The 14,085-nt window shown below is 52.4% G+C and carries 12 protein-coding genes and 1 pseudogene; all 13 read right to left on the reverse strand.

All coding sequences use genetic code 11. The features are described from left to right. Window positions 1-499: pseudogene (locus tag AQR02_RS21375) on the reverse strand (hypothetical protein); the annotation flags it as partial. Continuing rightward, window positions 496-2,031, reverse strand: coding sequence for a glycan biosynthesis hexose transferase WsfD (gene wsfD / locus AQR02_RS21380; RefSeq protein WP_054942448.1), 1,536 nt, complete (start codon window positions 2,029-2,031; stop codon window positions 496-498). The pseudogene AQR02_RS21375 and the gene wsfD, both read right to left, overlap by 4 nt. Before the next feature lie 15 nt (window positions 2,032-2,046). Next, complete coding sequence (locus tag AQR02_RS21385; RefSeq protein WP_054942449.1) at window positions 2,047-3,216, reverse strand: glycosyl hydrolase family 8; 1,170 nt, start codon at window positions 3,214-3,216, stop codon at window positions 2,047-2,049. A 215-nt stretch (window positions 3,217-3,431) separates the two neighbouring features. Continuing rightward, window positions 3,432-4,412: a potassium channel family protein gene (locus AQR02_RS21390; protein ID WP_342447490.1), complete on the reverse strand. Its 981-nt coding sequence runs from the start codon at window positions 4,410-4,412 to the stop codon at window positions 3,432-3,434. Between the two features lie 104 nt (window positions 4,413-4,516). Further along, the gene (locus tag AQR02_RS21395) at window positions 4,517-4,909 is read right to left on the reverse strand and encodes a DUF350 domain-containing protein (protein ID WP_054942451.1); all 393 of its coding nucleotides are present in this window, start codon (window positions 4,907-4,909) and stop codon (window positions 4,517-4,519) included. Beyond that, window positions 4,906-5,571, reverse strand: a complete 666-nt coding sequence (locus tag AQR02_RS21400) for a hypothetical protein (RefSeq protein ID WP_054942452.1) — start codon at window positions 5,569-5,571, stop codon at window positions 4,906-4,908. Before AQR02_RS21400 ends, AQR02_RS21395 begins: the two co-directional genes overlap by 4 nt. Next, window positions 5,564-6,775 carry a glutathionylspermidine synthase family protein gene (locus AQR02_RS21405; protein WP_054942453.1) on the reverse strand — a complete coding sequence of 404 codons (1,212 nt, stop codon included), beginning with the start codon at window positions 6,773-6,775 and terminating at the stop codon, window positions 5,564-5,566. Before AQR02_RS21405 ends, AQR02_RS21400 begins: the two co-directional genes overlap by 8 nt. Continuing rightward, complete coding sequence (locus AQR02_RS21410; protein ID WP_425340020.1) at window positions 6,772-7,473, reverse strand: hypothetical protein; 702 nt, start codon at window positions 7,471-7,473, stop codon at window positions 6,772-6,774. The genes AQR02_RS21405 and AQR02_RS21410 overlap by 4 nt, the downstream gene beginning before the upstream one ends. A 30-nt stretch (window positions 7,474-7,503) precedes the next feature. Beyond that, entirely contained in the window at window positions 7,504-7,710 is a 207-nt protein-coding gene (locus tag AQR02_RS21415; RefSeq protein ID WP_054942682.1) for a hypothetical protein, read from the reverse strand. A gap of 109 nt (window positions 7,711-7,819) precedes the next feature. After that, a complete protein-coding gene (locus AQR02_RS21420) occupies window positions 7,820-8,944 on the reverse strand; it encodes a response regulator (RefSeq protein WP_054942454.1) in 1,125 nt (374 codons plus the stop codon). Between the two features lie 23 nt (window positions 8,945-8,967). Next, the gene (locus AQR02_RS21425) at window positions 8,968-12,057 is read right to left on the reverse strand and encodes an ATP-binding protein (protein ID WP_054942455.1); all 3,090 of its coding nucleotides are present in this window, start codon (window positions 12,055-12,057) and stop codon (window positions 8,968-8,970) included. Window positions 12,058-12,186: 129 nt separating this feature from the next. Then, window positions 12,187-13,494 (reverse strand): nucleobase:cation symporter-2 family protein, encoded by a 1,308-nt coding sequence (locus AQR02_RS21430; RefSeq protein WP_054942456.1) that lies wholly within the window; start codon window positions 13,492-13,494, stop codon window positions 12,187-12,189. Next, the coding region (locus tag AQR02_RS21435) for a xanthine phosphoribosyltransferase (protein ID WP_054942457.1) at window positions 13,488-14,085 on the reverse strand (598 nt) is incomplete at its 5' end. The genes AQR02_RS21435 and AQR02_RS21430, both read right to left, overlap by 7 nt.

Raw genomic sequence — 14,085 nt, forward strand, 5'->3', positions numbered from 1 at the left:
GCACCTGCAGCAGCTTAAGATCCTCTGAGCGGAACGCCCCGGCCGTAAGCGTTGCACTCTCCTCCTCCGCCAGTCCGGCGGACAGCTGCAAGGCCTGCTCCAGCCTGGCCGGGGGTTGATAGCCAATATGCAAATATTGTCCGTTGTACTGCTCTAAATCTTCCATATACGGCTTATTCTGAGACAGCGTCAGATCAGCCGCATTGATAACAGTTATGACGCTTGAGAACGCCGTCATCATCCCCTGCTCATAGCGGTCCAGCGCAGCCACAGTGACCTGCACATGATACGCGGCCAGCTGGCGCTGCAACTCCCGCACATTGCCTTCCCGCGGGGTGCCTGCTGCCAGGCTGTCATACAGCAGCAGAACCTTGGGCTGCTGCACGGCGGGCTGCGCTTCGGCGGAAGCGTGAGCCGGGACAGCCGGCTGGACTAATGCAGCTATAATCAGCAGCAGCGCCACCAGCAGCGTGAGCCCGGCATCCTTATGCCGGCTCATGCGCTGACGCCCTCCTGCACCTTCGGAATTTGGCCGGCTCTGTCCGCTGCCGGTTCGCGGCTGCCCGAGACTCTCCGCCCGACCACACCGGATACTGCCAGAAGCGAGACCAGATCAAACGACAGGGTGAACAAAAATTCATGCTTCGAGATGTCCGCATCCCCCGCTCCGATGATGGAAACCAGAATCCCGGACAAGCCTATCGCCATGCTGGCCACAATCAGCATCATCCGCTGCAAACCCCTGGGATCCCGCGCCTTCAACGCTTTTATAAAGGACGGCATATACAAACCGATGACCAGCACCATCCAGAGCAGAATGAACCCGAAGGTTTTGGGGGCCAGAATCCCCTTCAACAGACTATAGAGTGTAAAAAAGTGGCTCTGGGCCCGGAATTCCTTACCCGCCGTTTCCTCATAATTGCCCATAGCCGCCGGCTTGATCGAAAAAGCGCTCTGGGCAGCCACATTGAGCATCGAGCTGAGCTGGCTAGGGTTCCTGACATAATATTTCAGAATAGAGACAAAACCGTATTTGCTGTAGAAATCCTTCTCCAGAAGCGGAGAATTCACATCGACCGTCCCGTATTGCTCATAGTAAATATTGCTTTTTAGAATCGCATACTGCCCATTGATCCCGAAGGATTCCAGCGAAGTCTCCGGATTGGCAGAATCCTGCAGTACGCCGCGGGTCATCGCATGATACTGGTTGATGTTTACGAATTCCTTGGAGATATTGAGATAGGTTCCAATTCCGGCAGCCAGCAGCAGAATCAGCGAGACCACCGTCAGAATGCGGAAAATCCGGTCTCTCCTTACCCACAAAAGCGAGATACCCAGCACCGATAAAATAATGCCTACAGGAGCATTCTGTTGTTTGGAGGTCGTCAGAATCAGCCCGCTGATTACAAACAGCCCCAGCAGAAAATAATCATTGTACCGCTTGCGGTACAGCAGCAGCCATGCGGCAAAGATAAACAGCATCATGATCAGCACAAGGCTCTCACTGTAAAAAGAATTGAAATAAGCGGTGTATCCCGTATCGCCAAAAACAAAAACCGCCAGCACCGCCACGATCATCCCCTGCTTCCGGGTCATCCGGCACGTGATCGCTTCCACCAGCAAATAAACAGCGGCTACATAAAGAATCGTATAGACTGCCGCCTGGAACCGGATATCGAACACCGTGCTGCTGAACAGCAGTTTATTCAGGGCTATAGCCAGCTTGATGAACAGAGACTGGGAAGAATCAAGGGTCGCCCCATTCTCGTTATAGTATTGATAGATTCCAAAATGCTTCACGAAATAGCCAAAATACTGGCTGTCATAATCCGGCTGGCTGAAATAGAGTCCGTTGCTGTAAATATTGCGGAAAAAGTCACCGTTATCAGCCATCCCGATATAGGGAGCCGTAAACAGGGCGATCACCGTAATCAGCAGTACTCCGAAGGCCGCTATAAAGGCGGGGGATGCACGGAAGCCGGCAAGCATGACGCCCTGCCGCAGGGTTGTTTTCACAGTGTTGTAGATCATGCGGATTCACCTTCGTTATTGTTCGTTTTTGGGCTGATAGGAATAGGCTAATAAAGCCATCAGATTGTCAAAAGAGTACGCCTGGCCGGTATTCGGATCACCAAACCCGCCGTACAGCGGACTTGCAGGATCGGTAATTCTGAACTCGTTCATCCGCTTGATACCTGCTTCATAGAGGGCATCATCACCGGCCTCCGCACCTATCATCGCCGTCAGCGCATAGATTGCTGTGGAGCGGACATCATTCGCCGGTTTTCCTTCACGGGTATATTGTCCGTACAGCGTACCTGCCTCGACCTGCTGCTTGATGAAGCGGATGCTCTCCGGATGCTGGCGGCCCACCTCTGCCAAATTCAGTATGCTCAGCAGCGATTCTACTGTATTGATATGTTCCGATTCGTATGCTCCAGACTTATAGTCATATCTCGTTTCATAGAAAGGAAACTGGTCTGACAGATAGCCCTCCTCAAGAATTCCGCTCATATTATCCAACAAAATATCCAAATATTCGCTATCAATCGACAATTTTCGCAACACACTCAGATTAATATAACATAAAGTAATAAACCCGTTATTTTGTTGGTATAAATTGTCATATAGATCATACATGTTTCCGTCTTTAACATTACTGGAATAGAATCTTCTGGAATATTGCTCAGCTTCCTCTGTATACTGCTGATTCCCGAAAACCTCTCCCGCAGCAAATAAAGCACCGATCATCCGCAGGTCGTCCACCGCCGCATTAACCGCGTACTGTTTCTGCAGTTTCGGGCTGTACCGGTAGCTGAATCCGCCCTCCATGTCGAAGGTCTGTTTACCGAGCGCCCATTGCCGGGCAAAAAGCTGTGCATCACCGCTGCGGACAGCACCTAACATCATCAGGGAGGCTGATTCGCTTAATACCTCATGACCGGTGGCGGCTTCTGCCGACTGATCCGTATCCAGTAAGTTGGTATACACTCCAAAGGGGCCGGTGAGTTTCGTATTTATGAAATTATATACTTCCTGCTTTTCTTTTACATTCTCTTCTGACGGCTGCACAGGTCCCGCTGATGGACTGGGCGACACTGCTGCACTTGCTGAAGGCACCGGCTCCGCCCCACTGCTACAGGCGGATAGGAAGGCAAGAGACATCAGACAAGCAAGAACTGTGCTGTGTCCTCTACCCAAATCATCACTCTCCATGAAAGGCGTATTTTGTCGATAACTATATTACGGTAATATTAGTCACAAAGTTGACAGTTTCACCAATCATTTTGTGTCAAAATAATAAATGATTCGTTTTACCTGCTATTTTTTGTAAAAAGCCGGACTTATAACACAAATAGAGCTGCCTTCAGGTCGAAAACAACTCTCGGCAGCTCTATGGGTATGAAGAATAAATTAGATCATTGCCGTTCCTATCCTTTGATTCTACGGTAAGTTTCTTCATCGGTGACAATATACAAACGTGCATCGGCCGGGATCGGCTGGTCTAGCTTACGGTTAATGCCCATATCGCTATGGTCGGAAATTAGGGTAGCCCCCTGAAGGAGCAGATCCTGAAAGGCTTCCCCGTAGGTTCGCCAGGCCGGATTCCGCGGCACTTCATAGATGTCATCGCCATGCTGGCGGCTGAGCAGCTGGCTGATCACCTCAGAATTCCCTTCCTGCAGTGCCGACCTCACGGCCAGCCTGGAGATGGCATCATGCGAGAGTACGAACTCATTCACATGAACATGCCGGAAATTCTTTATATTTTTCTCCTGCATAATCTCGACTGTCGTATGTACCTGCGGGGCGATCCGCTCAATGCTGGAGACAATCAGCAGCGATTTGCCGTCAATCAGCGAGGCTTCGTCTATGCGGTTGTCGCCAAATACAATGGCCGCTCTTGCTTCCCTGATGCCGGCCTTCAGCAGAATATCGTCGCTCGAGGCATCGCCGCTGATGAAATGCACCTGCTCCATCTGCTCCAGCGGATGCTGGCCTGTCTCATCAATGATGACAATCCGGCACCTCGGGTCATAACATAGAATCTCATCCACAGCCGCCTGTGTTTTTCGGCTCCAGTTAATCAGCAGCACATGATTTTTCCCGTGAAAGCTCAAGGTTCCAGCTCCTCTCCTTCTCTGTATCTCCCCCATGGCTTCAACAACTTTGCCGATAACCAAACTCAACAGACCGATGCCAAAAATGTATAGAAAAATAGTGAACAGCTTACCCGAAAACGTCTTGGCAAAAAAGTCGCCATACCCGACGGTAGACATCGTTGTCATTACCCAGTAGAACGCGTTGAACCAGTTGTTAAAGGTACCAGGCTCCAGTGTGTAGGCAATGGTGGCGCTCAGAACAACAAAACAAAGAATCATAAGTGCAATGGTCTTCTTCTTAAGAGCCATCAGCTTTCCTGATATTCTGAGGAGAAAATGCATCCGCCCGCCCCTCTTCCCTAATTAATGTGGTGCCCCGCACAGATGACACCGTGCGGGGCAGCCCCAAAAGCTTAAATGATCAGACTGCTCACGGCAAAGGAGGTTCCGATGAAAACCAGACAGAGCATGGTGCCCACGGCTACATTTCCCTTCTGCAGCTGTTCGGATATTCTGAAGCCAGGGGTAAACAGCTCAAATATCCAGTACGCTGCGATCAGGCAGACATACCCTACAGTAAACCACAGCATCATATGCCAGATCGACGTATTCGTATAGGCCGCTACCCCAATGATAATCGCCGTAGCCAGGAATTTGCCGCCGAGCGCCAGAGCCACAGCGACATTGCCCTTCTTAATCTCGTCCATATCCTTATATGGAGTCATCAAGGTAAAGACGACCATGCCAAGCACTTGCAGCAGAATGATCGTTAAAACACTTACTACCAGATTAATAACTATCGTCAATTTGCCCACCCCCGAAATTTCGCATAAGCCGAATCATAATCGGCGAAATCATGCACTTCCTCCAGCACTACAGAGGCTGTCTTTGCTTTCTCCAGTGCCGTGTAGCGCTTATCGTCTATCGGCTGCTTGATCCGGTTGCCGGAGGGCAGCTCAAGCACGGCGAAGTTTCTCGTCTTCTCCTGGTACTTGGTCTTGTATACCCCGACAAGATCAACATCGGTGGTAATCGATACCTTCAGATTCTTCAGATCTTCCGCTGCCGTCTCTTGCGTCCCGTACGATTTGATCGTAGTCCAGGCGGACAGGCGGACCTCATTCTTCTGATCAGCATCTGTAGTCAACTCGGCATCCATAAACTGCAGCGTCCAAATTTTGTCGCCCGTAGCATAATTGCCGTCATTGGGCAGAAGCTCATTATCTGGCAATACAGTCATGTCACTGCCTACCAAATCGCCCACTGTACTCTCTACTACCCGGTAATCCCAGGGTACACGTGATACGCTGGCGGTTGTTTCTGCTGAAGTCCCGGTATGAAATACGCTGTCTTCGTTGCTGGAGCATGCACTCAGCAGCACCGCAAGCAGCAGCATACCCAACACTGCACTCAGCCGGATCCTCGCCTTTCCGTTGATCCGCTTCTCTCTCCGTTGGTTCCTATTCAAGCTCCCTCACTCCTAGCGCGATAAAATGACTGGCATTGCCTGTAATCGGCCCGCCTGCCCGCCCGAGCAGCCCGCAGGGCTTCCCGTTAATCACGAACATGCCGGTCAGCAGATGAAGCTCGCCCTCCGCCGTTTGAATCCGGGCCAGCTGTGCCCGCTTCTGGTACACGGTCGGGAATAATACACTGCTGTCAAAGCCTTCCTCATCCTGAAGCTCAAGTTCTCCGGTGTCCCCATACAGGCGTACGGAACCACCTTCACGTCCGAACACCGATTTGGACACAAAGCTTCCGGAGAATACCGGCTTGTTGTAGGTCGGCAGGATGTAGCTGGAAATGGCCCCGCGTTCTTCTTCGGTAAACAGCAGCCCAAGTTCATACATGCCCCATACCGCGGCAATCAGTCCCTTGGACTGCAGCAGAATGCTGTGCGGGCCGTTGAACAGCTGCAGGCGCCCGGTCTCTATGGCATAAGCAAGGGCATCTCCGCCTTCATCAACCGCCATCCATTCCTTCGGATACAGGGCGAACATCCGCTCAATTCTCCGGTTCTCCCCGTCATATACCGTTCCGTTATCAATCCATAAATCCAGACAATCCACACATTTAATGTCCAGGCCGCTGTGGCGGACCAGCGCCTCAATCGTGCCGGAATCCTCCTGATGAGAGCCATAAGCCACACAGGCTGCCGTGTCCGGGCGTTCCTCACCCCAGGCTCCGGCAAGCTGCTCCTTCATCCCAGCATTCGGGCTGGATATTCCGGCCTGCCCGCAGATCCATGGTGTCGCAATGGAAGCTTCCACATAACCTGTAGGCGTATCCGCATTCAGCTCCAGCAGCTTAATACTGCCGTCATCCGCCACGGCAAAATCAAACCGGGCATAACGGCTGATCAGGCCCGGTTCCGGCAGCGGCATATCATCCAGCATCTGCCACAGTACAGGAGGAATGCCGAGCAGATCATACAGATCATGCCTGCGGTGGACGTACCGTACCGCTTTGTCGAGGATCATCCATAACTTCCCGGAAGCCTCCTCCAGCTCCCGGTAAAGCTCTCCCGGCATGACTGCAATAGCATCCAGCCAGTACTCTTCCCCCCCAAGATCAGCCCAAGTAAAGCCCAGCTCACGCAGCTGTTCTACCCGGGGCGCCCGTTCCAGCGCTGACTGATCCAGTAATTGAAAGACACTCTCTACCTTGGTCATCCGCCGAAACCGCTCTTGCTGGAGCCGGACCGGGATGACGAACCGGACTTGCTGGAGCTTGAACTCTTGGAAGAGCCCAGGCCACTTGATGTGCCTCCGACCCCGCCGGCCTTGGAAGAGCCTCTTCGGGTGATTGAACCCGTGGAAGAGGTGGATGTTCTCGGCTTAACCACTGACCCGGCGACCGGCTTATTCTGAAAGCTGCCGCTGTTGTAAGACGGCGGTCTATAGGTAGTCCGTGTACCGCCGTAATAGGTTGGCCGGTCATTGTACCAGCCTCTGGACGAATAGAAGGAACCACTGTTGAACAGCATGTGGTAGAGCAGCAGATCGTCCCAGCCAAACCCGGAGTTGTAGCCGCCGTAGTTATTGATGACTGTCGTTCCGCCTGAGGTAACAACTCCCGTCCCCTCCTGCACCGTTTCTCCAGCGTTCTCTTCCGGATAGGGAATGTTCCAGTCTACATTTTTGTCAAAATAAGCTTTGACCTCTTCGGTCGACCAGGAGACCAGCTGCGGTTCTTCTCCGCTGCCGCTCCCGGTTGCATGAACGCCTCCCGGAATGAACATCGCATTGGCCAGCAGCGCAATGCCCAGCGAGGTAGACAATACACGCAGCGGTTTGCCTTCCGCATTAAACAATTTGGAACCGGCTGATTCTCTGTCCGGTCCCTTCGGTTGTTGCTCATCGTTCTCCAACCTTAATGCCTCCTTTCCTGACACCTACATTTAGTCTTCGGTCCGCATCGGGACGAGCAGAAGCTCCAGCTTCCCCTGGTCCACATTCAGCCGCCCTTCAACCGCTTCATACTCCCGGTTGCCGACTACAAGGTAATTGACATGCTCCAGCGCGGTAATCATATTCATGCTCCACGTGCGCTCCTCAATGACGCGAAGGTCGCCCTCCGGCATTTTTTCCAGCAGAATGACACCCATTCCATTATCCACTTATTACACTTCCTTCCTGTTAACTATTACGCTTCTGATACGCAATTATCCTCTTTTCGTTTCATCCTGAACAGGAACAGAAGGAAGGGAAAGGGTACTAAAAGACCTTTTGTACCCAGTTATCCATAATGCTGCCGGGATGAATACCTAATTCGCTTTGCAAAAGCGTTTTGTAGTTTTCGTAGTGGTTTCTGAAACCGATAAAATCACCCAGATCCGCATAACTGCGCAGTGCCAGCCTGCAAATATCCTCCGAATAGGGATCTACCTCCTGCAGTGCAGTCAGCCGGGTAAGTGCCTGCTGCGGACGCTGGGAGCCCAGTTCATACTCTGCCGAACGGAGTGCCATCTGGAGATACTTGGCCCGCAGCTCCTTGCGCTTCGTCTCGGCCCAGTCATAATGATGCTCGCCTAAATAATCCCCGCGGTATAAGGCCAGCACAGCCTCCCGGCGCTCCCATTCCTGTTCGTTCTCCACAGGTCCGCCCAGCCAGCCGCGCACGAATTGCTCCACATCCAGCATCACATTCCCTAAAACCAGGCGGTAGCGTTCCTGCGAAAATTCCACAACCACGTCCATCCCCCAGGTTTTCAGGAGCTTGCGGATATGATACACCGTTGTATGCAGATTGGTAACCGCCTTCTCCGGCTGGAAGTCCGGCCAGACCAGATCCACGATCATATCCTTCAGGATCCATTGCCCGTGGTAATGAAGCATTAACGCGAAAACCTCCTGCGCCTTGCTTGTTCTCCACTGTGTTTTCCGCCCGGGGTCATTCTGATCCATGAACTCAAGCCGTTTGAAGCTGCGGATATAGGGATTGTCTTCGGCTGCGGGGGATGCGGAAGCTTCCTCTGCCGGTTCTTCGCGGCCCACCAGCCGCTCCAGCGTTTTGTTCAGCCGCTGGGCAGTAACCGGTTTTAAGAGATAATCTACCGCATTTAGTTCAAACGCATCAATGGCATAGTCAGTGTATGCCGTAATGTAGACAATCCGGATACTGCGGTCCACTCCCATAATATGCTCGGCTGCTTCCAGGCCATTCATCTCCGGCATTCCGATATCCAGAAAGACGATATCGGCCTTCTCCTGCTGCAGATGCTGGAGCCCCATTTTCCCCGAAGTGTATTTGCCGGTAATTTGCAGCCGCCCGTCTCTGGCCAGCAGGCGTTCAAGATGCTGCAGCGCAGGTTTCTCATCATCTATCAATATTGCCTTCATAGGCCGGGTTCACCTCTTATTTGTCATTCTAAAGCTGCATCCGTTCGGGGAATGGCGAAGGAAATACGGGTTCCCGTGCCGGGAACACTCTCAATCATTAGACCCGTTCCATATATTTTGAGCAGCCGCCGCTGAATATTTCTCAGACCAATGCCGCCTCCGGTACGTTCTTCCGACAGCACCTCACCAATCTGCTCATGGGACATTCCGATTCCGTCATCAGAGACAGCAACCACCAGCTGGCGCGGCAGAAGCCTGATCGTCAACGTGACCGTTCCTCCGGCTTCCTTTTGCATCAGTCCATGATTTACGGCATTTTCGACTATCGGCTGAATGCTGAGCGGCGGGACCAGCTCCCTGATTCCCTCGGGCACATCGATTTCAATGTTCAGCCGTTCGTCAAACCTTGCCTTCTCCAGAGCGAGATAAGAGCGCACCAGCTCCAGCTCCTTCCCGATCGGTACGGTTTGCCCGCGGTTCTGAAAGTCAAAGCTGCTGCGCAGATATTGGCTAAGATCCAGCAGCAGATCGGTTGCCTTCTCCGGATCATCCGGACAAACCGAGATAATAGCATTAAGCGCATTATATAGAAAATGGGGCTTAATCTGCGCCTGCAAAAAAGCGATTTCTGTCTCAACAGACATGCGGATCGACTTGCGCATATCAAGCAGGGTCTGCGCACGCGCCCTGAATTCCCTTAGCTCTACAGGCCGGCTCAAATAATCATTGGCGCCTGCCTCCAAAACGGTCTGAATATCCTCCGGGCGGTTCCCGGCGGTCAGAACGAGTATCGGCAGCTCCGATAAGATGAACCGCTCACGAATGGCTTGGCATAAGGCCAATGCCGGCATTCCCGGTATAGCCCAATCCATGACAACCAGATCAAGGTCAGGCTGCTCCTGCATAATCATTAGTGCTTCAGGGCCGCTGACAGCCGTAATTACCTGATGCTTCTCCAGCCGGAGCGCATTGGAAAGCACCTGCAGATTAACAGGATCATTATCAACAACAAGGATAGTGCAGCATTCCCCTTCCGAAATCCGTCCAAGCGGATCTTCTTCCAGCTGCGCCGTGGCTGCTGTTTCCCAGCCTGTAATCTCCAGATACTCCTGAGCGGGAAATGCCGTCCGGTCTTTCAGGACCGGCAGGGTAAAACGGAACACCGTCCCTTCTCCCAGGGTGGAATGCACCTCGATCCTTCCACCGTTCAGCTCCACCAGCTTCTGGGTAATGCTGAGGCCCAGACCGTTTTCACGGTACATTTTCTGGGCTGCGGCGCCTTGCGGATCAAAGGCATCAAAGAGCGTCCGCAGGCGTTCCGGCGCGATTCCTGCCCCGGTATCAGCTACCTGAATAACCACATAATCTTCTATAACCTTTGCCGACACAGTTATCACACCCTGATGGGTATAATTTAGGGCATTTGCCAGTAAATTGAACAGAATTTGCGCCAGACGCTGTTCATCTGTTTCTAGCAGCGGAAGTTCATCCGGCAGCTCCAGCCTGAAGTTAAGCTTGGGATTGCCCGTCACATGACGGGTAACCTCGATGACAGAAGAAGCTACGCTCCGCAGGTCTACAGCCTCCCGCTGCAGGAATAGATCCCCGTGGTTCAGCTTGGCGAAATCCGCCATGTCATTGATCAATGCGGACAGCCTCTTGCCGGTGGAGACCACCATTGACAGCTGTTCGTTCTGTTTGGCGTTTAACGGGCCTGCCGCCCCTGCCACAAGCGTCTGCGCAATGTTCACAATCCCCTGCAGGGGTCTGCGCAATTCACGTGAGGTAGCTCCCATAAACTCATCCTTCAGCCCGTCCAGCGTGAGCAGCCTGCGGGAGAGCTGCTCCACTTCCAGGAAGGAAGCGGCATACTGGCGGGCCATCATAATGGCTTGAAGAAATCCGAACAGAAAAATTTCATAGGACAGCACGTAATAGTGGAACAACAGGTTCCAGACACTGGCCAGATAATAAATGATGACTACACTCAGACTCTCTATACTGACCATCATCAGGAACATGTTCTTCGGATTTTGCCTTGTTCCGACTACCATCGAGTAGAGCACAAAGCTTATAGAAACTGCACCCCAAGTTAGCAGCATCCCCTCCAGATAACTGAAGTACTGTGCCGGAACGAACACTGCAATCAGCAGCAGCACGGAAGTAATCGCTTTGGAGGCTCTCATAACCGCTTGAGGCATCGGATAGTTGATCGAGTTAGCTACGTATCTGAGCAGATAGTAATAGACAAGTGTGGAGGAGGCGAGCTGCAGCTTCAGCACAATTTCATAAGGCAGGCCGGGCATTACAGCGGAAATCAATTTCTCTCCGTGCGTCAGAATGTACACAAGAGCCGCTAGGCTGAACAATCCCAGGTACAGCGTAATTCCCCGGCTCGCCCTTACCCTGGAGAACATCAGCAGAAACAAGGCAAGCGCAAAAAAACCGAACAGTGTTGCCCCGTCCACAAACAGGGCAAATTCCCGGTGCTTCAGGATCGTTGACTGGTCACCGAGGATGATCGGCTGGACAATCCCGCCGGAAGAATAATTATAATTCGCCACCTGCACAATAACTTCCAGTTTATCGCCGTCGACTGCGGCAAATCCCATGTAGGGAATGTTGTTGCTTTTCCCCTGTGACGGGGTTACTGCAGGAAGACCGCTTCTGCCGATCTCCTGTCCGTTCAGAAATACTCTGCTAGCTGTCCGGATATTAAGCGTCCGCAAGCCGTATATAATATCCTGACCGCCGAAAACCCTCGCCTGCAGACGGTAGGTGGCGTATCCTTTTGCCTGACTTTTATCTGTATCTAATATGTAGGTATTCCATTTCTCCGGCACATTAATCATCGTGGACACAGAGGGAGCCGTCCCGTCCGCATGCGTTGAATGAAAATCATCCGGTGTCAGCAGCCTGCCACGGTAAAACTCCCATTCCCCGTTCAGCTTCACGGCACCGTCCTCTTGAAAATCCCATTCCCGCAGATCGATCACACCCTGCCTAGAAACGGGTATATCCTGCTTAACCATAACATTCTGAAGGATGGAGAACAGCGGCACTATGCATACCAGCAGCAGGCTGGCCAGTATGCTCAGCCAATATTTCTTCATATTCTCTGCCCCTTTCTGGCTCGTGTGAAAATTATACATTGGAATACTTTCGTAAATAAAGAAAAAAACCGATTCCCACTTATTTCGGAATCGGCAGTCAAACTTATTATAGATTGGATTTGGAAGATTTTATTGCATCTCTTGGGCAGGCGCCGGAGAGGCTGCAGCAACGGTATGATCCTGGGTCTTGGATAAAAAGATGTTTAGAATAATCGCTGTCAGCGATCCCGAAACGATACCGTTTTGCAGCAGCATTCTGGCGAATTCCGGCAGCTGGTCAAACATGGAAGGCAGTACTGCGGAACCTAAGCCAACGGCAATGCTGCAGGCGGCAATCAGCAGATTGCCGTCCTTGCGCAGATCCACCTCGGACAGAATAGACATCCCGGAAGCGGCAACGGACCCGAACATCACGATCATTGCACCGCCCAGCACCGCATTAGGAACAACGGTTGTCAGCGCAGCCAGCTTAGGCAGCAGACCCAGCACAACCATAATTCCGCCTGCCGCGAAGATCACATTGCGTGTCTTGACACGGGTCAGGGACAAGAGGCCGACATTTTGGGAGAACGCCGTATACGGAAAAGCGTTGAACAGCCCGCCCAGCATGATCGCCAGCCCTTCAGAGCGCAGGCCGTTCACGATTTGCTTATCCTCCACCTTCTGATCCGTAGCCTTGCCGACCGCGAAATACACACCGGTCGATTCGACCATCGAGACGATATTGACAATTATCATCGTGAAAATTGCCGTCACACTAAACTGCGGCCAGCCGAAATAGAAAGGCTGGGCAATACTGACGTAAGAGGCCGTGCCCACGGCAGCGAAATCGACCAGACCGAAGAAGTAGCCGATTGCCGTACCGACAGCGAGGCCTACCAGCACGGAAACGGAACGCAGGAAGCCTGTAGCCAGCCGGTTCACCACAAGGATAACCAGCAGCGTGATCAAGGCCAGCAACAAATTGCGGGGCTGTCCGAAATCGGGGCTGCCCTGCCCGCCGGCCACATTGTTCATCGCTACCGGAATGAGCGACAGTCCGATGATCGTCACCACAGATCCGGTGACTACCGTTGGGAAGAACTTCAGCAGCTTTCCGTAAACCGGGGCTGCCAGCACAACAAACAGTCCGGATATAATAATCGCACCATAAGCCGTCGCCAGGTTAGACCCCGAAGCAATCGCAATGATCGGGCTGACCGCAGTAAATGTGCAGCCAAGCACGACAGGAAGGCCGCTGCCGAAGTGTTTACTGCCGATTACCTGCAGTAATGTGGCCAACCCGCAGGTGAATAAATCGGCGGCAATCAGATAAGCCATCTGCGCTGCGCTTAAATTCAGTGCGCCCCCTACAACCAGCGGTACAATGACCGCCCCCGCGTACATCGCCAGCACATGCTGTAATCCCAGGGCGAATACCTTTTGCTTACTTAACATCCCGCACTCTCCTTAATCTGCTCTTCATTAGCGACAAAATGAACTTCTCCCGGAGCCATGGAAGAGATGCGTGCCAGTGCATGCACCGGAATGCCTCTCTTCTCCAGCAGGCTCCGCCCTTCCTGAAAGCTCTTCTCAATCACACAGCCCACGCCCAGCAGCTGTGCCCCTGATTCCTTAACAATATCAGCCAGTCCGACCAGCGCAGCCCCGGTAGCGAGGAAATCATCAACGATCAGCACCTTGTCCTCCGGCCCCAGATATTTCTGTGAAATGCTGATCAGATAGTCTTCCTGACGGGTAAACGAATGAACCGGTGCCGAATACACATCTTCTGACAAGGTAACAGCCTTCTTTTTCTTGGCATAAATAAAGGGAACGCCCAGCGCAATCCCCGCTGCCATGGCGAACTGGATTCCGCTGGCCTCCACGGTTAAGATCTTTGTAACCGGCAAATGTCCAAAGACCGTCTTGAACTCCTGCCCGATTTGCAGGGCAAGCTCTGTATCCACCTGGTGGTTCAGAAACGAGTCTACCTTCAGTACAGTCTCCGACAGAATCAGGCCTTCTTCTCTAATACGTTCCTCTAAA

The organism is Paenibacillus ihuae (assembly GCF_001368795.1).
GTDB lineage: Bacteria > Bacillota > Bacilli > Paenibacillales > Paenibacillaceae > Paenibacillus_AQ > Paenibacillus_AQ ihuae.